The sequence below is a fragment of the Hymenobacter aerophilus DSM 13606 genome (assembly GCF_000382225.1).
Taxonomy (GTDB): domain Bacteria; phylum Bacteroidota; class Bacteroidia; order Cytophagales; family Hymenobacteraceae; genus Hymenobacter; species Hymenobacter aerophilus.
In genome coordinates, this window is sequence record NZ_KB907803.1 from 170810 (window position 1) to 193261 (window position 22452).

Sequence of the window (22452 nt, forward strand, 5' to 3'; positions counted from 1 at the left end):
TGAACGGAGGGGGTTTTTTGTTTTTTGTACTTCTTCGTATGCGTAACCCTTACTCATTTCTTTTACTGGTGCTGCTTCTGCTGGGCCAGGGCCTGCGTGCCCGGGCACAGGAGGCCACCGTGGGCGGCACCGTGCTCACCAACGAGGGCCAGCCGCTGCCCGGCGCCACCATCTTCATTCAGGGCACCTTTATCGGCACGAGCACCGGCCGCGACGGCAACTTCACGCTGAAAGCTGACTTCGGCGGCGGGCCCGTAACGCTGGCCGTGTCGTTTGTGGGCTACGTGACCCGCGAGGTGCTGCTCAGCCAGCCCGACAACGCCATCCGGGTGGAGCTCAAGCCCAACCCCATCCAAACCACCGAGGTGATTGCCTCGGCCTCGCGCAAGGAGGAGAACATTCTGCAGGCGCCCGTAACGGTAGAGAAAGTAACCTCGCAGCAGGTGCTGCAGCTGCCGCCGCCCGATGTGCAGGTGGGCCTCAACCAGTTCAAAGGCATCGATGTGAACGGCACGAGCATGCTGATGAATTCGCTCAGCACCCGGGGCTTCAACTCGCCCAAATCCGAGCGCCTGATCCAGCTTACCGACTACTTCGACACCCAGTCGCCTTCGCTCAACATTAACTCGGGCAACCTGCAGGGCCAGCCCGAAATTGATATTGAAAGCATCGAAATCATCCACGGTCCGGCCTCAGCGCTGTACGGCGCCAACGCCTTCAACGGCGTGCTGCTCCAGAACTCGAAAGACCCCTTCGTAACCGAGGGCCTGACGCTGCGCGTGCGCGGCGGCAGCCGCAGCCTCTTTGATGGGCAGCTGCGTTACGCCCAGCGCATCGGCCAGAAGTTTGCCTTCAAGATTACGGGCGCTTATCTGACGGCCAACGACTGGCTGGCCGACGACTACTCGGCCACCGACCGGCGGGTGGAGGGCCGCAACAACGAGCAGGGCTCGGCGCTGGGCTACGAGGCCGTGAACCGCTACGGCGACGTGGCCTTCACGGTGCCGGCTTCGTACCCGATTGCCGATCTGCGGGGCAAAACGCTGTTTATGCCCGGCTTCACCGAAAAAACGCTGGTCGGAAGCGACGACCAGGCCCGGTCGCTGAAGGTGCTGCCGTCGGTTTCGTACCTGCTCACCAGCTCGATTAAGCTAACGGCCGGCGCCAGCTACAGCGGGGCACGGCCAGCTACCAGAGCTCCAGCCGCTACCGGCTCAAGAACTTCGGTTTCAACCAGTACCACGGCGAAATCAAGGGTAGCCGTTGGTTTTTGCGGGGCCAGTCGGTGCAGGACTTCGGCAAAAATTCGTACGATCTGAACCTGCTGGGCTCGTTTATTCAGAACGCGCCCATTGCCACCGGGGCCGGCACCACCTACGCCCAGCGCTATTTTGGGGCTTACCTGAACGAGTACGGCGTGTCGCGCGCCAAAGGCCAGAGCGACGAGCAGGCCCAGCAGTCGGCCCTGGCGCTGGTCAGCCAGGGCCCGTACCAGCTCGACCCCAACTCGGCCGATTTCCGCAACCTGCGCAGCCAGATCATCGGCAACGCCACGCCCGGCCGCGGCGCCCGGCTCAACCCCAGCTCGCTGCTCAACGAGGGCAACGCCCAGTACAACTTCCGGCTAGCCGAAACGGCCGACCTGATTGTGGGCGCCGCCTACCGCAAGTTCCGGCTGGGCTCGGGCGGCAACCTGTTCAGCGACACCGAAGACCGGGTGCAGAACCACGAGCTCGGCGGCTACGCCCAGCTGACCAAAAAGTGGCTTGATGAGCGCGTGAAAGTGGCGCTGGCAGGCCGGGTCGATGATTTCAAGAACTTCAAGCCGGCCTTCTCGCCGCGGGCTTCGGTGGTGTACTCGGTGGGCGATGCGCGCCAGCATAACTTCCGCGCCAGCTTCGGCCGCGCCTTCCGCTCGCCCACCCAGCTCGACCAGTACATTCAGCTCGATGTGAAGCAGGTGTTGCTGCTGGGCAACGTGGGCAACGGCTTCCAGGGCTACCGCATTACCAACGGCCGGCCCGGCGAAGAACTGGATGTGGCCACCCTGAAGCTGGAGCGCCTGAGCTCGTACGAAGTAGGCTACAAAGGCGCCCTGACCGACCAGCTGGCCTTCGATGTGAACTACTACCGCAACTACTACAACGACTTCATCGGGGCCGTGCGCTTTATCGGCAACCGCGACGGCAGCCGCCCCACCGGCCCGCAGCTGGCGGCCGAGGCCGCGCGCACCACGCCCGAGTCGCCCTTCCAGGAGGCTACTTCGCCTACCCGCGTGCTGCAGGTCTGGACCAATGCCAACCAGGAAGTGCGAACTCAGGGTGCGGCCGTCAGCCTGACCTATGCCTTCGCGCCCTTCCTGAAAGTGGCCGCCAACTACACGCTCAACGTGCAGGACCGCACCGATGTGTCGGACGCCGACTTTCAGACCTATTTCAATACGCCCAAGCACAAGTACAACGTGGGCGCCAGCGGCACCGCCCTCACCCACCTGAGCTACGCGCTGAACTACCGCTGGGCCCAGGGCCACGAGTACGGCACGCCCTTCGCCGTGGGCCAGCTCGCCGACTACAGCGTAACCGACGCTTACGTAGGCTAACTTCGCCAAAATGGGCCTCACGCTGCAGGGCGGCGGTTCCAACGTCTTCAACAGCCACAACATTCAGGTATACGGCGGCCCGCAAATCGGCCGCCTGCTCTACCTGGGCCTGCAGCTGGATGTGAAGTAGAAGTGAGAGCTTAGAATTTAGAACTTAGAGCTTAGACGAACGTCATTCAGAGCGAAGCGAAGAATCTCGCGTGAGGCCGTTGGGAACTACCCTAACGGTTCGCACGCGAGATTCTTCGCTTCGCTCTGAATGACGTTTGTCTAAGCTCTAAGTTCTAAGCTCTCACTTCACTCCTCACTCCCCCACCAGGCGGAAGGTGAGGTTGAGGCGGGGGCCGACGGGGCGGACGGTTTTGGGCAGTGCGTGCAGCCAGTTCTGCTGGGTTTCGCCGCGCATCACCAGCAGGCTGCCGGCCGGCAGGGGCAGGCTCAGGGCCTGCGCGGGCACGCCGGGGCGGGGCTTGAGGCGGAAAGTGCGGGTGGCGCCCAGCGTGAGCGAGGCAATGACGGGCGCCGGGCCCAGCTCGGGCTCGTCGTCGGCGTGGTAGCCCATGCTGTCCTGGCCCGAGCGGTAGAGGTTGAGCAGCACGCTGTTGAAGCGGGCGCCGGTAGCGGCTTCGAGCTGCGCCCGCAAATGCTGCAGCGCCGGCAGCCAGGGCAGCGGCTCCAGGTGCAGGCCCGAGTAGCGGTAAGTCGCGTTGGGGTCGCCGTACCAGGCCGTCAGGCGGGGCTGCATCACTTCGCGGCCGAACAGCTTTATTGGCTCCTGCCGCCAGGCCACGGTGGCCGTCAGCTCGGCGAGCAAAGCCGCCGCTTCGGCCGGAGCCAGGAAGTGGACGTCGAGCAGCACTTCGGCGTCGGGCAGGGACAGGGGGCGCAGGGGCATAAGCGGAGGAGTTGCGGGCCCGCTACTGCTGCTTGAACATGCCTTCCAGCTCCTTCATCTGCTGCTGCACCTCGGGCGGCTGCTGCTTTTGCAGGTAGGGCATGGCGTACTGCAGCGCCAGTGAGAGCAGGAAGCACACGATAATGGGCGGCAGCATACTGCGGCTGCGGAAGGGCTCGGTGCCCACGTAGCGGGGCCAGAACCAGCGCACGTACACCAGAATGGCCGGTACATTAAACAGGAAGTAAGCCAGAATCGGCGACACGCCCTGCGACACCACCAGCACCGCCAGGTTGGTCATCAGCACCAGGTACACCAGCACGAAGACCACCAGCATCACCAGCGCCCGGAACCGTCGCAGCCGCACCAGGTTCATCCCCAGCAGCACCCCGCCCCCCAGCATTGTGGACATGGGCAGGATGGAAAACAGCGCAATGGTGCCGGGCGAGTATAGCGCCGGGCCGGTGGGAGCCGCCAACACCGGTGGCGCCTCGCCGCGGGCCACGCGGCGGGCCTGGGCCTGCTCGGCGGCTTCGGCGCGCACCTCGGCCTCGCGGCGCTCGGTTTGCTGCTGGCCCACGCGCAGCTCGGCGGCCAGCGCCTCGGCGTTGGGCTCGGGCAAGCCGCGCCGCTCCAGCTCCGTGAGGGCGGCCAGTACGGCTTCCTCGCGGTACTGGTAGCGCTGCTCCACGTACTCGCGCAGCTCGGCCACCGTTTTGCGGCTCATTTTCGCCGGGAAATCCTCTGCCATTGTATAGTGCTTAGTGCTTAGGGAATAGTGCCTTGCTGTTGGCGCCCGGTGTTTTGTTGGCAGTGCTCAGTGTCGCCTTTGTGCCTGCTGTTGAACAGCTTATCAGCTAAGCACTAACAACTCATTTGGCCCACTCGGCCAGCACCTCGCCCACCCGGTACACATCTTCGAAGGTATTGTAGAGTGGGGTGGGGGCCAGGCGGATGACGTTGGGCTCGCGCCAGTCGCCGATAACGCCCACGGCCATCAGGTGCTCGAACAGCTCGCGGCCGCCCTGGTGCACCAGTACTGAGAGCTGGCAGCCGCGCTGGGCGGGGTCCTGGGGCGTGATGATTTCGAGCCGCTCTTTGGGCAGATTCAGCCGCCGGATAAAGAACTCCAGGTAGCCCGTCAGCAGCTCGCTTTTGCGGCGCAGTGCGGGCATGCCGCCGGCTTCGTCGTGGATTTTGAGCGCGGCCTCGTGCACCGCCAACGACAGAATGGTGCCGTTGGAAAGCTGCCAGCCGGCCGCGCCGCGCATGGGCTTAAAGCCCTTTTTCATCTGGAAGCGCTCCTGCTCGTCGTGGCCCCACCAGCCGGCCAGCCGCAGCAGCTCGGGCTGCTCGGCAAACCGCTCGTGCACATAGGCGCCGGCCACCCCGCCGGGCCCCGAGTTGAGGTATTTGTAAGAGCACCAGCAGGCGAAATCCACATCCCAGTCGTGCAGCTGCAGCTCCACGTTGCCGGCCGCGTGGGCCAGATCGAAGCCCACCATGGCCCCGGCGGCGTGGCCGGCGCGGGTAATTGCCTCCATATCGAACACCTGGCCGGTGTAGTAGTTGATGCCGCCCATGATGATGGTGCAGAGCGAATCGCCCAGCTCCTCAATTTTGGCCACAATGTCCTCGGTGCGCAGCGTGTGCTCGCCGGGGCGCGGCTCCAGCTCCACAATGGCGTCGTCGGGCGCGAAGCCGCGCAGCTTCACCTGGGTTTCCAGCGCGTATTGGTCGGACGGAAACGCGCCGCCCTCCATCAGCACCTTGTAGCGCGTGGCGGTGGGCTGGTAGAAGCTGATGAGTAGCAAGTGCAGGTTGGTACTCAGGTTGTTCATCACTACCACCTCGTGGGGCTTGGCGCCCACCACGCGGCCCGACGGCTCCTGCAGCCGCTCGTGGAACGGCATCCAGGGCGAATCGCCCTTGAAGTGGCCTTCCACGGCCAGGTTCTGCCAGTTTTCGAACTGCACTTCGGCGGCGGCGCGGGCCGTGCGCGGTTGCAGGCCCAGCGAGTTGCCGCAGAAATACAGGCACTCGCCCTGCCCGTCGGGCGCGGGCGGAATCAGGAATTGCTGGCGGAAGTCGCGCAACGGGTCCTGGGCGTCGAGCTGGCGGGCGAAATCGAGGGTGGGTTCAAACGTCATCAAGGCAAAGATACCACCCTTCCGCCCGCCCGCCTAGTCGCCCGCCCGCAGGATTTTGGCCACTTACCGGGGTTGAGGCCTTTGCCTTACAGCACCGGCGCCTCCATATAGGTGCCGCACACGGCGCAGGTGCGCTTCTCGTCGGAGGCCCAGAAGCGGTCCATAATGGGCGGCAGCTGGGCCACGATGTCCGTTATTTCGGCGTACTCCTCGTACAGCTGGTGGCCGCAATTTTCGCAGTACCACTGGAAGCCATCCAGCTCGCCGGCCGTGCGGTAGCGCTCCAGCACCAGGCCTACCGAGCCGGCCGGCCGCCGGGGCGAGTGGGGCACGCCGCCGGGCAGCAGAAACATGCTGCCGGCCTTTATTTCGATGTCCACCGGCTGGCCGTCTTCAATAATCTTCACCACGATGTCGCCTTCGAGCTGCAGAAACAGCTCCTCGCCTTCGTCCACGTGGTAGTCTTTGCGGGCGTTGGGGCCGCCCACCACCATCACAATGAAATCCTTGTTGTCCTTGAACACCTGCTGGTTGCCCACGGGCGGGCGCAGCAGGTGGCGGTGGTCATCAATCCACTGCTGAAAATTAAAGGGCCGGGCGACGGGCATACGGTGAAATAGTGAGATGGTGAAGTGTGAGTTGGTATGCAGGAGGACTGCCAGCGTAAATAACGGGATTCCGGCTGGCTGGGCTGCCCGGAACTCGTGCTTCGATTACTAAGCGAGATAAAAACGACCGTGCTTTTAGCTGCCCCCGCTATCTTTGGCTGATTAGCCACCTGCCCGCCCTGCTTTGGTCCAGTTCCGTACGCTTTCTATCGTTATTCCGGTTTATAACGAGGCCCGCACCATTCACCAGATTCTGGATTTGCTCCGGGGCCTGCAGCTGGTCAACGACATTGCCAAAGAAGTAATTCTGGTTGATGATTGCTCCTCGGACCAGTCGATAGCCACGATTGAAGCCTACGCGGCCAGCTACCCCGAAATGGGGTTGCGGCTGCTGCGTCATGATGTAAACAAAGGCAAAGGTGCGGCGCTGCACACCGGCATCCGTGAGGCTACCGGCGACTACGTTATCATTCAGGATGCCGACCTGGAATACGACCCCGAGGAATACAACCTGCTCATCAAGCCCGTGCTCAAGGGCTTTGCCGATGTGGTGTACGGCTCGCGTTTCATGGGCGGCAACCCGCATCGCATCCTGTTCTTCTGGCACAGCATCGGCAACGCCGTGCTCACGTTCCTCTCTAACGCCTGCACCGACCTGAACCTGACGGACATGGAAACGTGCTACAAGCTGTTCCGGCGCGAAATCGTGCAGGGCCTGAAGCTGGAGGAGCAGCGCTTCGGCTTCGAGCCCGAAGTGACAGCCAAAATTGCCCGCGTGCCCAACATCCGCATCTACGAGGTGGGCATCAGCTACTATGGCCGCACCTACGCCGAGGGCAAGAAAATCGGGTGGCGCGACGGGTTCCGGGCCATCTACTGCATTCTTAAGTACGGTTTGCTGGGCGCCTAGCGACTAGTCAGCCTACTTGTAAAAACCATATTTATAATCCGCCGCCACAGGCCAGGTGGATTATGTTGTTGCTTGCCATAATATGCTACTGTCTAAACGCTATACCACGCGCATTCCCCTGTATCTGGCTATTGCCACCATGCTCGTGTTGCTCGTGCTTGCCTGGCACTTTTATGTGGAGCGAGTCGCTTATTACGACCTGGCTTACCATCTGTTTATTTATCTTGAATCCAAGAGCTTATTTATTCAGAATCGGCGCTTTGTAGCAATTGTCACGCAACTACCCACGCTGCTGGCTATAAAGGGGGGGCTGCCGCTGGACGCGGTTATGCGGCTGTATTCAGTGGTATTTGTTTTGTATTATTTTGGCATACTATTAATCTGTGCTTATTGGCTGCGGAATGAGCAAGTGGCCTTGGTGGTGGCCTTGGCCTTCGTGCTGCTATCGGCACGGGCATTCTATTGGGCGCAATCAGAGATGCCCCAGGGCCTGGTAATCCTGCTGCTGTTCTACGCCGGTATCTCCCGACAAGCCCCTTTACAGCGCCGGTTTAGCACCCTGGCGCTGGCCGCGCTGGTGCCCGTATTCATCTTCGCCCACCCGCTGCTGCTGTTGGCTTTCCTCTTTTTGTGGGCTTACGACTGGCTGCTGAACCGGCGCTTCGGCGATTGGGCTTACTATGGCATGTTGTTCTGGGGGCTGGCCATGTACGCGTTGCGCAGTAAGCTGATTCCGCCGGGTTCGTACGAAGAAAACCAGATGACCTTCGTGCCCAACCTGATCCGGTATTTCCCTACCTACCTGTCCCTACCCACTTTTGAGCGGTTCTGGCAGCTATGTCTACGTGACTACTTTACCCTGCCCTTGTTTTTGGGGGTGCTCACCGTATTTTATCTCAGGCAGCGCAACTGGTTGTCTACTTTGCGTTTAGCTTTGGTGTGGGTGTCGGCCGCCGGGTACATATTCATTGTCTGCGTGTCGTATCCCGAATACGTAGAGCCCACTTACCTCGACAACCTTTGCCTGCCGATAGCCCTGTTTGTGGCGGTGCCACTGGCGCTGGAAGTGTTACCGGCGCTGGAGCGAGCCTGGCCCCGCCGGGGAGGTATGGTGGTAGCCGGGCTCCTGGCCGTGCTGCTAGTGGGTCGGGTTGGTATATTGTGGTACCGTCACATTCCGTATACGGCCTATCAGCAATGGGTTAAGCAGTTGCTAACCTATACCCGCCAGTTTCCGGAGCGCAAGTTCCTCATGTACCCCGACAACATCGACCCTTACAAGCTACGGGCGGGCTGGCCGTGGTGGGCCATGGCCAGCGAAACCACGCTAATCAGTGCCCGCCACAGTCCCGATTCGGCGCAGACTGTTCATGTGGGCTGGAACATCGATGAGCTAGCCCAGGTGGGCTCCAAGCCCGGCGTACTGTTCGGCCCTTTCCAGACCCTGGCAACCACCGATATGCCAGCGGCCTACGTCCGTTTCCCCGCCACTACGGTATACCGCGTCCTTAACACGGCGCCGCCGCTCGACACAGCGGCGCTGCGCCCTTACATCGAGGCGCGCCAGCAGGTCCGGCTTCAATTGCTCGATTCGTTGCCCGCAACCTGGCGTACGGGCCGGCAGTACAGCGTGCGGGTGCGCATCAGCGTGCCCCTCGCGGCCCGGCCGCTGCATTCGAGCACGCGCCTGCCCCACCCCACGCAACTCCGGACGGCCTTCCTTAAACTGCACGATTGGCCTACCGACGTTGCCCCGGTAAGTACGCCGCTGGAGGTAGATGTATGGGAACCCTGGAACCAAACGCTCATGGTGGCCACTCCCCAGATTCCGGGCCGCTATACGTTCGAAGTCCGGTTGGTAAGCCGAGATTACCGCGACTGGCCCGTACAACTGCGAATGCCAATTGAAGTCCGGTAGCGGGCGCTGGGCGCTTACTTGGCCAGCCGGATGGTTACATCGTCCATAAAAGCCGAACCCGAGCCCTCACTCCGCCACAGATAGACCACCAGGCGGTTATCGGGCCGGGCGGCCTCGGGCAGAGTGATGGTATGCTCTATGTAGCGCCACTTACCATACTCGCGCACCTTGTCCGGCACGTCCACGGCTTCCCAAAGCAGGCCGTCGGTATTCGCGGTCGGCTGCTTGATTTCAACTACAAACTTGGGCGCCGACTGGCTGCTGGTAAGCAATACCCAGGCCCCCACGGTTAGCCGGCCGGGCCAGTCGGGAGCCAGCCTGCTAAGAGCATTGCTGTACCCCAGGCTGTACTCGTTGTTGGGCCCTACCATGGTGCTGAATTTCCCCGAGTGAGCCTGTTCGCGAGAAAGGGCAGCGGGCGTGGGGGTTGCCGGCAGCCAGCCATCCAGATTCTCAAAATCGGTGGAGGCCAGCACCTCGGAAGCCGGCGGTACGGGCGGATTGGAGGAGCAAGCCGTGAATAATCCTACGGACAGGAACAGCTGGCTGAGCAAGGAATATTTCAGCATACAAATGAGTTAGTTAGCAAGCAAAATGGAGGGATTGAACAGGTAGCCGCTACCAGGGTCCGGGAAAGCCTGGGCAATGGCCCACCAATCTCTCAGCGCACTACCCGACGAACTAGGATTCAGCGTTTCTGATAGAAGACGGGCTTGGAAGTCACACCCCAGTACTGGAGCATTTTACCTTGTAGTTCGGCTTGGTGATAATCGTAGAAAGGCTCCCAGCCCAGTACCGGACAGCTAGGCGACACGTACACTACCGGCTCGGTCGACTCGGCCAGCTGTTCCAGCGCCCACCGCTCGCAGGCATTGTTGCGAATCATGGGTCCCGGCCAATCTGCCTGCACAAATAAAAAGCTAAACCAGGCAATGCCCACCGCGTAGCCCACGCGCAGCCCTAAGCGCAACTCCCGCAACAGGAAGCCGGTAGATAATCCGTACGCGAACAGCAGCCCCAGCAGAATGGGCAGAATGGAGTCGCCGCGCACCAGAAAGGGCCGGTAGGGGCGGTAGCCGCCCAGGGGCAGCAGCAGCAGAAACAGCCCGCCAAACAGCGCTACCCACCCCAACGCGTGCAACACTTTGGTCCGGGTTCTGGAGGCCGGTGTTACAAACAGGACCAGCGAACAGTTGAGCAGCAACAACCACAGCAGCCATGGCAGGCCTTGCTGCAAGTCGAGCTCCTTCTCGATACCCTGCGGCAGGAGTTTGTACAACTCTTTCAGCGTGTGGGTATGCGTATTTTCGGAATTAAACTGCCCAATGTACAGAGAGTAAAGCACCAGCAGCCCCAAAATTACCAGCAGGCTCAGAGCCTGCCCCGACAGCCACTCGGGGCCGGTGAGCATAGCCCATTGAAAAGTACGGGACGCTTGCAGCCACCGGCGGCTCACGTGCCAGGCCCAGTGCAGGCCGATACAGAACAGAATCACCGCGACCGCCGCCAGACAGATGGGACTGTTAAACGCTACGACGGGCATTAGTAGCAGCAACAAGGCCACCTGCCAGGCGGGCAGGCGCATAGGCCGCTGCTGGCAGGCGGCCCGGTAGAAAGGCCAGAAAAGCAGCAGCACCCACACCAAAGGAAAAGCGTAGAAAAAAGTGTACGTAATGGCCCAGTTGGTAATGCCCATCTGCTCCGAAAAGCCAGCGGTTTGAAACAACGGAAACAGGAGTGCCATCGCCAGCCACCAGGTCGGGCTGTTTCGCTCCTTATCACCAACTCCCAGCTTTATGTAGGCCACCAGCGCCCCCAGTAGCAACAGCTGGGTGAGAGTGGTGAATAGCGCACTAGCAGCGTACAGACTACTGATGGACGAAACGCCTACGGCCTGCAACAGCCGCGGCATCTGTTTCCAGTACAACGTTAAGCTGGCGTGGGCAAAAAACCGGTTGGTACCCGCGTAAGACGCCTGCTGAAACAGGGCTGAGAAGCCAAATGGGTCGTGCATCACCTGGCTGTACCACGGAGCTGGAAAAATGGTGGGTACCAGGTCGCCATCAAGCGGAAAATGGTAGTTCTGCCAATAAGTTGCGAGGGAATCTACCAGTACTAGCAGCACTACCAATCCCGCCCAATAGCGCTTATTCATTAGCGGAAAACGGTGTTCTTAAACAGTGAGCCGCAGGTTTCGTGTGGTTGTCTGAAGCTTGGTAACCAGATAATTGACACACTTAAACAAAAGCTGCTACACCAGGCACAGTTAAGCAGCAGGCATCGTCATGCGGCAACTGCCAGCAATGGTGTCTTGCCGGACCTTAATCCGTTAGGGCAGTTAGCTCAATATCGTCCACATAAGCGGGGGTGGTAGCCTCGGCCCGCGATACGTACATGAAGATCTGCGAAGAATAGGTGGCCTCTTTGGGAAACTCAATTTCCTCCTCCAGCTTCACCCATTTGCCGTAACCGCCAACCTCTGTCAGCCGGAACTGCTTGCGGAACTGCTCCTGTCCCTCAACGGCATCTTTGAGCACAAATTCCAACTTGCCGCCCGATTGCGCATCGGTGGCGTACACCCAGGCACTCAGCTTTACCCCGCGCGGCCTAGTGCTGAGTACATTGCCCAGCATGGCCGTGTAGCCTGGGCTGAATTCGTGGTTTTGGTCAACGCCCAAGCTGTATTCTCCCGAATGAGCTTTTGCTTTGCTGAATGTATTAGGTCCGGCTACCCATCCTACCAGGCTATCAATATCGGAACGCATCAATACTTTGGCGTCAGTAGCAGCATCCTGCTTTTGGCACGCGACGAGTCCGGTTAGCGTCAGCAAGAGGAAAGTACGTTTCATAAAATGGCTTACAAAGAGGAGAGGGCTGGTTCGACGTGAAGCCATCTGCCGGTAAAAATAGCAGATGCCCCACCATTTTTGCGAAGAATGGAGCTGATTTTCAATTTCACCTGTGGCAAGCAGGTAGCAACGCCCTTGGTTGCTAAGTGGTAGCCCGGTTTTCACCCGGTCGTAACCACTTATATTCGTCCGATTTTATAGCCATCCACTTTCCTGATACCAGTCTGCCCGCACCACTTTTCTGCTGGCTGTTTGTCATTTATGCTAAATTCGGCCACCGCCCCACTCTGGGCGTCTTCGCTGGTCAGCCGCTTCCGCCGGTGGTTTTCTCGTCCCGAAAGCTACTTGCTGCTCCTGCTGCTGCTAGCCACATTTCCCCTCTATTACGAGTTGGGCCGCAACCCAGTCCAGCTCTACGACGAGTCGCGCGTGGCCGTTAACGCGGTAGAGATGACCCGTAACGGCCACTGGCTGACAACCTATTACGACGGCAGCCCCGATCATTGGAATACCAAGCCGCCGTTGCTGATCTGGCTGCAAGCACTGAGCTTTACAGCGTTCGGCTACTCGACGTGGGCGCTACGACTGCCCACGCTACTCGCGTCGATGGGAACGGTGCTACTGGTGTTTTTCTTTGCTGCCAGGGTGCTGAAGCGCCCGGTGGGCGGGTTGCTGGCCGGTATGGTGCTGGCAACATCCGCCGGGTACGTGCGGCTGCATGTCGCTCGCACCGGCGACTATGATGCGCTACTCACTTTCTGGCAGGTGCTGCTCTGGATCAGCTTTTTCTGCTATTTGGAAACCGAACATCGGCGCTACCTGGGGTGGCTGACGGTGGCTTTACTGGCGGCCGCCCTAACCAAGGGCCCAGCGGCCCTGCTCGGCCTGCCGGGGTTGGCCGCCTACGCTATCTGGCACCGCAAGCTGGGCTGGCTGCTCCGGCGTCCTGACTTATATATGGCCGCCGGATTGTGGCTTCTGGTTATGAGTGCCTACTTTCTGTTGCGCGAGCCCCTCGACCCGGGGTATTGGCAGGCGGTACAGGCCAATGACTTGGGTGGTCGTCTGGTTACGACGCTCGATAACCATCGTTATCCCTGGGACTATTATATACAGAACATCCGGGGGCATTATTTCACTGCCTGGCTATGGGCGATCTTCCCGGCTATCATTATCAGCCTGATCCAGCCCGAAGCTAGACTGAGGCGAATTACGGTGCTATTAGTCGCCTTCGTAAGTAGTTGGCTGCTGGTCATCAGCTACGCCCAAACCAAGCTTGACTGGTATGATGCACCCATTTACCCGGCCCTGGCACTGCTCATCGGCCTCGGGCTCAACACCCTCTACAAGCTGGTCCACAATTTAGGTGCGACTCACTTGTCGCGGGGCACTAGGTGGCTCTCTATGGTTGCACTCGCATGCGCAGTCTTCTACCTACCGTATCAGGCCATTACGCAGCAACTAATTACGGAGCGGCACAGCAATTTTGGCATTGGTGCTAACAGCGACTTGGGCCGCTACGTAACCCGGATAGCGCGTCAGCAGCCTCAGTACCCCGATGTAACGCTGCTAACCGACGGAATGGCTAACAGCATGATGCTGTATTACAAGGCTGAATTTGAGCAGCACCCCAAGCACCACTTAACGATACTGTCTGAAAATGAAATTGCTAAGCTTACACCCGGCACAGTGGTAGTGCTGTGTAACCCGGCCTTGCATGCGGCCCTTGGTCAGGTGTTCAATCTTGTAGAAATTGGCCAAAACGAGTCTTGCCAAACAGTACTACTGTTGCCGAAGTAGATACCCTAACCCTGGTTGTGTGCGTTAGCAAACCAGGAGCTGTTGTGCCTCGATTGGGTTGTGACTTCAACCAAGGTCCCTGTTAGTCAATCAGTAGCAATGGCGCGGGCCATCAGGTGGTCAGTTTCAGAACGTGTACCCGCACGATTGTATAGACCCCGACAAATTCTACTAGTTTTGCATCCTATGGATCTGATGTATGAAGGCAAGTATCACCAATTAGAAGAACAACACTGGTGGTTTGCCAGCCGCCGCGATGTGGTGTACGACCTTATCAAGAGCCTGCAACTAGCTCCTACGGCCGCTATTCTGGAAATTGGCTGTTCGGGTGGGCCCCTTATGCAACGCTTGCGGGCCACTGGCTACTCCGATGTGACGGGTATCGACGTCAGCGAATCAGCCATTGCCATGGCGCACCAACGGGGCGTACCCAATGCCAGCGTTATGGACGGCGCGGCCCTCACGTTCGCGGATTCCCGCTTCGACCTGGTCATTGCCTCCGATGTGCTCGAACACATCGAAAATGAAGCTACTGCCCTGCACGAGTGGAACCGGGTACTAAAGCCGAATGGACAGCTAATAGTGTTCGTGCCGGCTCATGCCTACTTGTGGAGCCATCATGATGTCGTGAATCATCATTTCCGGCGCTATTCGCGGGCCGGACTGGTAGCGGCGCTCGAACGGAGTGATTTCCGGGTAAATCGTAGCTCGTTTTGGAATTCGGCGTTGTATTTTCCAACGGCGGCGCTGCGCTTGGGTCGGCGGTTGCTTGCCTCAGCTACCACCATCACGCAGCCTCCCAACGGCGACCTGCATCACTTTAAAGGTCCAACCAATTCTCTGCTGTTGCACTGGGTGAAATTTGAAAACCGCTTGCTGCGTCATCTTAATCTGCCCATCGGCGTGAGCGTATTCGCCTTGGCCCGCAAGCCTGGCCCATAGTTACTCCACTTTCCCGTTTGCCAGCTTCCCGTGGACCTTTCCGTTATCATTCCCATTTATAATGAAGAGGCTAACATCGCCGCCTTGTACGAGCGACTGTGCGGGGTGCTTGATCCCATGGCGCTGCCTGGCGGCTACGAGTTCATCTTCATTAACGATGGTTCGCGTGATCAGTCGCTGGCGCTAATTCAACTGCTGGCCGCCCGCGATGAACGGGTGCATTACGTGGATTTCAGCCGTAACTTTGGCCACCAGATTGCCGTGACAGCCGGCTTCGACCGGGCCCAAGGCGAGGCGGTAGTCATTATTGATGCCGATTTGCAGGACCCGCCCGAACTGATTCCGGCACTCTACCAAAAGTTGGGCGAAGGCTACGAGGTAGTGTACGCCAAGCGCCGAAACCGCCAGGGCGAAAGTGCCGCCAAAAAGCTTACGGCCCGGGTGTTTTATCGGCTGCTGGCCAGTATCACCCATATTTCCATTCCTGTCGATACCGGCGACTTCCGGGTGGTTTCCCACAAAGTGGTGGAGGCATTACGCCGGATGCCGGAGCAAAATAAGTTTATCCGGGGGCAGATTTCGTGGATTGGCTACCGCCAGACGTTTCTGGAGTACGACCGGGCCGAGCGGGCCGGGGGCGAAACCGGCTATACCTACCGCAAAATGTTTAGGTTCGCCCTCGACGGCATTACGGCCTTCTCCGATGTGCCTCTAAAGATGGCCACCGTCAGCGGTTTCGTTGTATCGGGTTTGGCATTTGTTGTGATGCTATACACGCTCTACGCCCGCCTCGTCAGCCACGATTACCAGCCAGGTTGGGCCTCGTTGATGGTAAGCATCCTGTTTCTGGGCGGCGTGCAGCTGATTGCCGTGGGCATCATCGGCGAGTATATTTCGCGCCTCTCGGCCAACGTTCGTCAACGCCCGCTCTACATCGTGTCGGAGGAAAAGTAGAATAGGAAGCCGCGCCCAAAAGAAGCCAATGAGAAAAGTAGAAAGTCAAAGCCGTTGAACGTCCACGCGGGGTTTGCTCAACGGCTTTGACTTTCTCCTTTTCCCATTGGATTCAGTCCAGCCGGGCCAGTGTGCTTTCCAGGTCGGCCAGGGTGGTTTCCTGGAAGCGTAGCGTGTCGGGTGGGGCGCCGGCGGGCGTGGGCTGGCGGGCCAGGAAGGGCGCGCCGTTTTCGTAGCGCAGGCCCACCACGGTGGCCCCGGCCGGCGCGTTCATAAACTGGTAGCCACCCGACTGTGGGGCGGCGGCCAGCACCATGCGGCGGCCCGGCACGAGCAGACGCACGGCCGTTTCGGCGTTGGCCACGAAGGCGGGCACGAACAGCGGGGCGGCTTTGCCTACCCAGGCCCGGCCGGCAGCCAGCCAGCCCAGCCGGCTGGGCTGCAGGGCGTTGGGTGCATCGGCTAGTCCGGTGTCGTCGGTTGGCTCATCGGCGGCTTCGGCTACGGTGTTGTCGTCGGTCGTCGGCACAACGCCATCGGAGGCAGTGGCCTGGCCGGGGTCAAACGTGAAGCGGATGGGCAGCATCATCTTCACCTTCACGAAGCGGCCGTCCTGCTGGCCCGGAATCCAGCGGCCCGAGGTCTGGCGCAGCACCCGCAGCACCTCTTCGTCGCAGCCGTCGCCGAGGCCCCGCAGGATGTGCGGGCGCTGCACCCGGCCGTTTTCGTCCACCACAAACGAGGCAAACACCACGCCTTGGGTCTGGTTCTGCTGGGCCTGGCGGGGGTAGCGGATGAGCTTGTTGATGTCGGCCGGGCCCTGGCCGTAGCGGGGCATGCGCTGGGCGGTGGTCAGTACCTGGCTGGCGGCCGGGGCCGCCTCGCCCGCGGCCCAGCGCACGGCGCCGTCGGGGCCGGGCTGGCCGTAGAACAGCGGCGTTTCGCGGGTGCGGCCCTTCAGCTCCAGCTGAAAGTTGCGGCCCGTGGCCAGTTCCAGCGGCCGGCCCTGGGCCGAAGCGCGCACCAGTACGGCCCCACTAAGCTCCAGCGGCCGCCCCGATTCGGTTTCCGTCAGCAAATTCGACAGCAAAATCGAGGGGCCCGAGTAGCACTCCTTCAGCTCGACCCACACGGTGCCCGTGACGGGCTGCTGCCTGGCATCGACCAGCGCTCCGGCCGGAAACCGCACCACGGTGCCCTCCTGCCCGCGCACCTCGGCGGCCTTGCTGGGGTCAATTTTGAAATACTCGCTGGGGCGCAGCGTCAGGTCCTGGAGGCGGGGTTCGGCGGGCGGGGGCGGGGTTTCGTCCTGGGGCGGGCGCGAGGCGCGGTACACCACCAGTGGGGCGTGGCGGGCGGTGGGCCGGGCCACCCGGTGCCAGTCGCGCTGCACGGGCGCGGCGGCCAGCGGCGTGTCGGGCGAGTCATAATCCAGCGAATCGGCCAGGGCAGGGGCGGCAGTCGGGGCGGCGGGCGTTTCGGCCGGGGTATCGGGCTGGCAGGCCAGCAGGCCCGTACTTAGCGCGGGCAACAGGAAAAAGCAGCGTAGGAGGCGAGAGGACATGGGCAGCAGTACGCGGCAAAAGGGGGAAGGTGGCCGAAATTGGCATTTTTTCGCCACATTTTGCAGCTAACCCAGATTTAATTTCCGACTGCCCTACGGCCCGCTTCGGCCCGAACGCAAAACCCCGGCGCCGGCGCCCGGCCTGCTACGGGCGGCCCGAAAGCCGTTCAGCAAGCCGGCCGCCAACGCCGGGGTAGTAGCCCAAGGTGCCTGGCTTACAGGTTGTCGAGCACGAAGTTGGTCATCTGCCGGTACAGGTGCAGGCGGGTGTTGCCGCCGTAGATGCCGTGGTTGCGGTTGGGGTAGTACAGCGTCTGGAAGTCCTTGTTGGCCCGCACCATCGCGTCAACGAAGGCAATGGAGTTCTGGAAATGCACGTTGTCGTCGCCGGTGCCGTGCACCAGCAGCAGCTTGCCCTTCAGCTGGTCGGCAAACTGCACGGGCGAGTTCTCGTCGTAGCCGCCGGGGTTTTCCTGGGGCGTTTTCAAAAACCGCTCGGTGTACACCGAGTCGTAGTAGCGCCAGTTGGTAACGGGGGCCACCGAAATGCCCATCTTAAACACATCGGCGTTTTTGGTGAGGGCCAGCGCTGTCATGTAGCCCCCGAAGCTCCAGCCCCAGATGCCGATGCGCGACTTATCCACGTAGGGCAACGTGGCGAAGTAGCGGGCCGCGGCGGCCTGGTCCTGGGTTTCGAGCTTGCCCAGGTTGGCGTAGGTGCTCTTCTTGAAGGCCGAACCTCGCGCGCCAGTGCCGCGGTTGTCCACGCTCACAATGATGTAGCCTTTTTCGGCCAGCAGCTGGTGCCAGAGGTAGTTGGTGAGGGCAATGCCGCCACCCACGTCGTCCTTCACCGTCTGCGAGCCGGGCCCGCCGTACACGTACATCAGCACGGGGTACTTTTTGGCCGGGTCGAAGTTGGTGGGCTTGATAACCGAGGCGTTCAAATCCACGCCGTCGGCGGTTTTAAAGTTGATAAACTCCAGCTTGCTCAGGTTGTATTGGGCCATTTTCTGGCGTAGCGCGGCGTTGTCTTCCAGCACCTTCACCAGCTTGCCGCTTTGCCCGTCGCGCAGGCTCACCACGGTTGGGTCGCCGGCCGACGAGTGGTAATTGAGGTAGTACTTGGTGTCGGGGCTCAGGTTCACGGCATCCACGCCGCCGCCGGCCTCGCCGAGGCGGGTTTTGCCCTTGCCCTTCAGGTTGATGCGGTACAGGTGGCGCTGCAGCGGCGACTCCTCGGTGCTCGTGAAATACACCTCGCCCTTGGGCTCGTTGAAGCCTTCGATGCTGGCAATTTCCCAGTTGCCTTTGGTCAGCTGGCGCACCAGCTTGCCGTTCATGTCATACAGATACAGGTGGCGGTAGCCGTCCTTCTCGCTTGTAAACAGGAACTGCTTGCCGCCGGCCAGGTAGCGCAAATCGTCGTTCACCTCCACGTAGGCCGGGTCGCGGTCGGTGAGCACCACGGTGGCCTGGCCGGTGCGGGCGTCGGCGTGCAGGATTTCGAGCTGGTTTTGCAGCCGGTTCATGCGCCGGATGCTGAGCAGGTTGGGCGTCTGGGTCCAGAGGATGCGCGGGATGTACTGGTCGGCCACCGGGCCCACGTCCATCTTCATGGTCTGGCCGCCGGCCACGTCGTACACGCTCACGCCTACGGTCGAGTTCTTCTCGCCGGCTTTGGGGTACTTGAACCGGTAATCCTGCGGATAGAGCGGGCCCCACTCCTGCATGTTGTACTCGGGCACGGCGCTTTCATCGAAGCGGTAAAACGCCACCTGCCGCGAATCGGGCGACCATTGAAAGCCCTGGGCAAACTCAAATTCCTCCTCGTACACCCAGTCGGTGCCGCCGTTGATGATTTTGTTCAGCGCCCCGTCGGTCGTCACGGCCGTTTCGCGCATCGTGGCCAGATCGGTTGCGAACAGGTTGTTGTCGCGCACGAAGGCCACGCGCTTGCCGTCGGGCGAAAACGTGGCGTACAGCTGCTTGCCTTCGCCCTGGCTCAGCGGCACCAGCTGCTTGCCGGCGCGGTCGTACACAAAGAAGTACGACTTGCTGCTGCGCCGGTAAATGGGCTCGGTGGCAGTGCTGAACAGGATTTTGGTTTCGTCGGCGTTGAAGCTGTAGCCGTCTACGGGCAGCGCTTTTTCCTGGCCGGGCAGCTTCAGGTCGGTGCCGGCCACCAGCGTCTGCACGGGCTGGCCGGTCGTTACGTCGTGCTGCACCAGGTTGCCCTGCTTGAGCGAGGAGTAGTAGCGGCCGTCCTTCATCCAGTTGAAGCCGGGCACCGATTTGGCGCTGAACGTGCCCTTCTGCCAGATGTCTTCGAGCGTGATGTTCTGCTTTTGCTGGGCGTAGGCGGCCGGGGCGGTGGCGGGCAGCAGCACGGGGCTGGCGGCATTCAGCAGCAGGGCCAGGCCCAGAAATCGTAGGTTCATGCAGGTAGAGTTGATTATAAGAAAGAGAGCTGCAAGCTACAAGCCGCAAGCTACAAGCTCTAAGTCGGAAGCTATAAACCGAGACACACTTATCGGCCAGGAGTTGCGTTCAATGACTTGTAGCTTTCCTCTTGTGGCTTGCAGCTTGTAGCTTGCGGCTTGTAGCTCAAAAAAACTATGTGTTTTCGCCCCTTACTTCTGCTGGCCCTGCCCGTGCTGGCCGCTGCCTGCGAGCCGGCGCTGGAGGCCGGCCCGCGGGTGCAGTTCGTGGGCGACTCGCGCCTGACCACCAACTCCCGCCGCCTCACCACGCCCGCCGACACCTTCACCACCCGCCTCTACGCCAAGCAGGATGACAGCCCGCTGGAGCACCTGCGCATCACGGTGCTCTACACCCCCCGGCTGGAGTCGCTGAACTACAACGACTATCCGCCCGGCGGGCTGCCCAAAGACACGCTGGTGTACCTCGACTCTACGGGTTTTTCGCTCCCGGAGCTGGCCTTCCAGAGCACCCAGTCGGCGCGCACCACGGGCGGAACGGAAGACTGGCGCTACGAGGTGCTCGATGCCCAGGGCCGCACCGGCGCCCGCAGCCTGCACCTGTACCTGTTCCGCGCCGACTCGGCCACGGCCAGCTACCACAGCTACACCACCACGCTCACCTACACCACCGTGGCCGCCACCAAGGCCGCCGACGGCACCCTGCTCAGCCCCGCCACCACCAACGGCCGCCGGTTTCTGGCCCTGCGCGGGGGCCTCGCGCTGCCCGGCTACTCGGTGCGCCGCCAGCCCCTCAACCAGCAGCGCATCGACCTGATTTACCAGTTCGATAACGCCACCAGCACCGCCTCGCTGTCGTTGCCCACCGATAAAACCCTGAAGCTGAACTGGCCGCAACCCCGGGCCACCGAAATCCGCAACACCACCCTCGACAGCCTGGCTTTCCAGAACGCCAGCACGCCGGAATTGCTGCGCGCGGCCTTCAACGGCGGCAGCACCTTCGCCCGGCCCGAAAGCACCGGCCCGCTGCGCCGGGGCCAGGTGCTGGCCTTCCGCACGCCCGACGACAGGCCCGGCCTGCTGCGGGTGCAGCGCATCGGCACCACCACCGCCCACCAGCTGCAGGTGCAGGTGCGCGTGAGCCGCTAGTTCGTTGTCTTTATGAGTTCAGCAAAAAGCCCGGTCTCCTCGCAAGGAAACCGGGCTTTTGAGCCAATGGGCGGCGGGCTACTGACTAGAATAGGAAGCCGACCGTGGCAGTGATGGTAGTCTGCTTGTTGGTAACCTCCACAACGGGCGTATCGGTGCCGGAAGGGCGGTTATCGGCCCCGTAGATGGTGTAGGGCGTGTAGAGCGAGCGGCCCCGGCCATGTACGCCGGCCACATCGACGAAGAAGTTGTTCTGACGCACCCCCAGGCCGGCGGTAACGTATTGGCGGCTCTGGTCGATGGGGCTGTCCTGGTACGGGTCGCCGTAGTAAGCGTAGCCCAGCCGCGCCCGGAAAACATCAAATCGGGCCTCACCGCCCACCCGCAGGTTCACGGCGCTGCCCTGCAGGCGCTTGATGTCGTCGTTGTCGTAGCTGAAGTCGTAGTTATTGTTGTTGTAGTTGCTCAGGCGGGCCGAGGAGTAGTCGAGGTATTCCACGTCGCCGCTCACAAAGCCATACTTGCCCACTACCACGGCCACGCCGCCGGTGGCCTTAAACGGCGTCGTCAGGGCATATTCGGCCAGGTTGGGGTCGAGGTAAGAGCTGGCCGACTGCACGTTCTGGCCGTCCACGGCAATCGGCCGGTTGAAGCGGGCCTGCAGCGAGCTGTTGTAGGTTTCGTTGAACTGCATGTAAGTCGGCGTCTGCACCGAGGCCCCAATCCGCACCACGTCGGTGGGGCGGTAAATCAGCCCCAGCCGGAAGTTGATACCCCCGCCCGTCGTTTTCAGGTCGTCGCGCAGCGTTAGCGACTGAAAGGCGCTTTGCGGGTCGTTGGGGTCCACGGCAGAAGCTGTCAGCACGTTTTCGCTGGTGTAGCGGATGCTCGTCAGGCCGATGCCGGCGCCCACGTACAGCTTGTCGAGGTAGCTGGCGCCGTAGGCAAAATCGAACTGGGTGGTAGCGCCGCTGGTGCGCACGCTTTCGCCCTGGTCCAGGTCGCCGGTAAAGTAGAAATCCCCCGGAATAAAGGTGCCGAGCGAGTCGCGCTCAGTCAGGTAAGTATCGTAGGCCAGATCATCGAAGCCTGAGTCCTGGTCCTGGCCCAGGCGCTGGAAAATATCCTGGTTGCGGGCGGGCCGGCCGTTGTAGCGGAAGCTCTGGTTGTAGCTGGCCGTGCGCGTAATGCCAAAGCCAAACGAGCCGGCCCGCCATGCGCTGCCGTCGCCATCGGGCCGCCGCCGGGTCATCACCAGGCCCGCGCTGGCCACGTTCAGGTTGCTGCGCGAATCGGTCGAGGTATTGCCGAACGCCTTCGCATCGCTGTCGAGCAGGCTGAAGCCCGGCGAAAAGCTGAATTCGGAACGCTGGAACATGCCCAGGCCGGCCGGGTTCACGAGCACCGAGCCGTAGTCGCCGCCCACGGCGGCGCTGGCCCCGCCAATGCCCAGCGTGCGGGCCGTACCCACGGGCTGCGACTGTGAAAAGCGCAGGGCATCGGCCTGATATTGGGCAAAGGCGTGGCTGGCCGTTCCCATCAGGGCAACAGCAAGCCCGTATTTCAGGGTTTTCATACAGAAGAGAAAGTTAGGAGCCCCCGGCGGTCCGGCCCAAGCCGGACCGCTTCATATAGGGCAGATAAATATAGAATACCGGCAGTACGGCAGGTAC

18 protein-coding genes are annotated in these 22452 nt (G+C 61.3%); 8 read left to right on the forward strand and 10 right to left on the reverse strand.

Annotation, left to right across the window (positions count from 1 at the left end; translation table 11 throughout):
• The first annotated feature begins 68 nt into the window (after positions 1–68).
• Together H145_RS0104645 and H145_RS0104650 are read left to right on the forward strand one after the other, a co-directional pair.
• The gene (locus H145_RS0104645) at positions 69–1319 is read left to right on the forward strand and encodes a carboxypeptidase-like regulatory domain-containing protein (protein ID WP_026351253.1); all 1251 of its coding nucleotides are present in this window, start codon (positions 69–71) and stop codon (positions 1317–1319) included.
• Positions 1271–2599: a TonB-dependent receptor plug domain-containing protein gene (locus tag H145_RS0104650; protein ID WP_019946973.1), complete on the forward strand. Its 1329-nt coding sequence runs from the start codon at positions 1271–1273 to the stop codon at positions 2597–2599. The genes H145_RS0104645 and H145_RS0104650 overlap by 49 nt, the downstream gene beginning before the upstream one ends.
• A gap of 304 nt (positions 2600–2903) precedes the next feature.
• Here H145_RS0104650 and H145_RS0104660 read toward each other — a convergent pair whose 3' ends face one another.
• The 4 genes from H145_RS0104660 to H145_RS0104675 all read right to left on the reverse strand — a co-directional run bounded on the left by H145_RS0104660 (position 2904) and on the right by H145_RS0104675 (position 6252).
• Entirely contained in the window at positions 2904–3494 is a 591-nt protein-coding gene (locus tag H145_RS0104660; RefSeq protein WP_019946975.1) for an alpha-ketoglutarate-dependent dioxygenase AlkB family protein, read from the reverse strand.
• 22 nt (positions 3495–3516) lie between these two features.
• Entirely contained in the window at positions 3517–4221 is a 705-nt protein-coding gene (locus tag H145_RS0104665) for a hypothetical protein (RefSeq protein WP_019946976.1), read from the reverse strand.
• 145 nt (positions 4222–4366) lie between these two features.
• A complete protein-coding gene (gene kynU / locus H145_RS0104670) occupies positions 4367–5644 on the reverse strand; it encodes a kynureninase (protein WP_019946977.1) in 1278 nt (425 codons plus the stop codon).
• An 86-nt stretch (positions 5645–5730) separates the two neighbouring features.
• Complete coding sequence (locus H145_RS0104675) at positions 5731–6252, reverse strand: 3-hydroxyanthranilate 3,4-dioxygenase (RefSeq protein ID WP_019946978.1); 522 nt, start codon at positions 6250–6252, stop codon at positions 5731–5733.
• Between the two features lie 184 nt (positions 6253–6436).
• Between H145_RS0104675 and H145_RS0104680 the strand changes: the two genes are divergently transcribed.
• Positions 6437–7162: a glycosyltransferase family 2 protein gene (locus H145_RS0104680; protein WP_019946979.1), complete on the forward strand. Its 726-nt coding sequence runs from the start codon at positions 6437–6439 to the stop codon at positions 7160–7162.
• A gap of 82 nt (positions 7163–7244) precedes the next feature.
• On the forward strand, positions 7245–9080 hold the full coding sequence (locus H145_RS0104685) for a hypothetical protein (RefSeq protein ID WP_019946980.1): 1836 nt from the start codon (positions 7245–7247) through the stop codon (positions 9078–9080).
• A 14-nt stretch (positions 9081–9094) separates the two neighbouring features.
• Here H145_RS0104685 and H145_RS0104690 read toward each other — a convergent pair whose 3' ends face one another.
• The 3 genes from H145_RS0104690 to H145_RS0104700 form a co-directional block, all read right to left on the reverse strand.
• Complete coding sequence (locus H145_RS0104690) at positions 9095–9649, reverse strand: carbohydrate binding domain-containing protein (RefSeq protein ID WP_019946981.1); 555 nt, start codon at positions 9647–9649, stop codon at positions 9095–9097.
• A 119-nt stretch (positions 9650–9768) separates the two neighbouring features.
• On the reverse strand, positions 9769–11235 hold the full coding sequence (locus H145_RS0104695; RefSeq protein WP_157541176.1) for a hypothetical protein: 1467 nt from the start codon (positions 11233–11235) through the stop codon (positions 9769–9771).
• A 166-nt stretch (positions 11236–11401) separates the two neighbouring features.
• Positions 11402–11929, reverse strand: a complete 528-nt coding sequence (locus tag H145_RS0104700) for a hypothetical protein (protein WP_157541180.1) — start codon at positions 11927–11929, stop codon at positions 11402–11404.
• Between the two features lie 261 nt (positions 11930–12190).
• Here H145_RS0104700 and H145_RS0104705 point away from each other — a divergent pair, with 261 nt between their 5' ends.
• The 3 genes from H145_RS0104705 (at position 12191) to H145_RS0104715 (ending at position 15625) form a co-directional block, all read left to right on the forward strand.
• Entirely contained in the window at positions 12191–13729 is a 1539-nt protein-coding gene (locus H145_RS0104705) for an ArnT family glycosyltransferase (RefSeq protein WP_019946984.1), read from the forward strand.
• A 186-nt stretch (positions 13730–13915) separates the two neighbouring features.
• The gene (locus H145_RS0104710) at positions 13916–14671 is read left to right on the forward strand and encodes a class I SAM-dependent methyltransferase (protein ID WP_019946985.1); all 756 of its coding nucleotides are present in this window, start codon (positions 13916–13918) and stop codon (positions 14669–14671) included.
• A 30-nt stretch (positions 14672–14701) separates the two neighbouring features.
• The gene (locus H145_RS0104715) at positions 14702–15625 is read left to right on the forward strand and encodes a glycosyltransferase family 2 protein (protein ID WP_019946986.1); all 924 of its coding nucleotides are present in this window, start codon (positions 14702–14704) and stop codon (positions 15623–15625) included.
• A 112-nt stretch (positions 15626–15737) separates the two neighbouring features.
• Here the strand turns inward: H145_RS0104715 and H145_RS22545 are convergent, their stop codons facing one another.
• Positions 15738–17189, reverse strand: a complete 1452-nt coding sequence (locus H145_RS22545) for an energy transducer TonB (RefSeq protein WP_083937677.1) — start codon at positions 17187–17189, stop codon at positions 15738–15740.
• 215 nt (positions 17190–17404) lie between these two features.
• The gene (locus H145_RS0104725; protein ID WP_019946988.1) at positions 17405–19630 is read right to left on the reverse strand and encodes a S9 family peptidase; all 2226 of its coding nucleotides are present in this window, start codon (positions 19628–19630) and stop codon (positions 17405–17407) included.
• 177 nt (positions 19631–19807) lie between these two features.
• Between H145_RS0104725 and H145_RS0104730 the strand changes: the two genes are divergently transcribed.
• Positions 19808–20779 (forward strand): hypothetical protein, encoded by a 972-nt coding sequence (locus H145_RS0104730; protein ID WP_019946989.1) that lies wholly within the window; start codon positions 19808–19810, stop codon positions 20777–20779.
• Positions 20780–20864: 85 nt separating this feature from the next.
• Here the strand turns inward: H145_RS0104730 and H145_RS0104735 are convergent, their stop codons facing one another.
• A complete protein-coding gene (locus H145_RS0104735) occupies positions 20865–22355 on the reverse strand; it encodes an OmpP1/FadL family transporter (protein ID WP_019946990.1) in 1491 nt (496 codons plus the stop codon).
• Between the last annotated feature and the right edge of the window lie 97 nt (positions 22356–22452).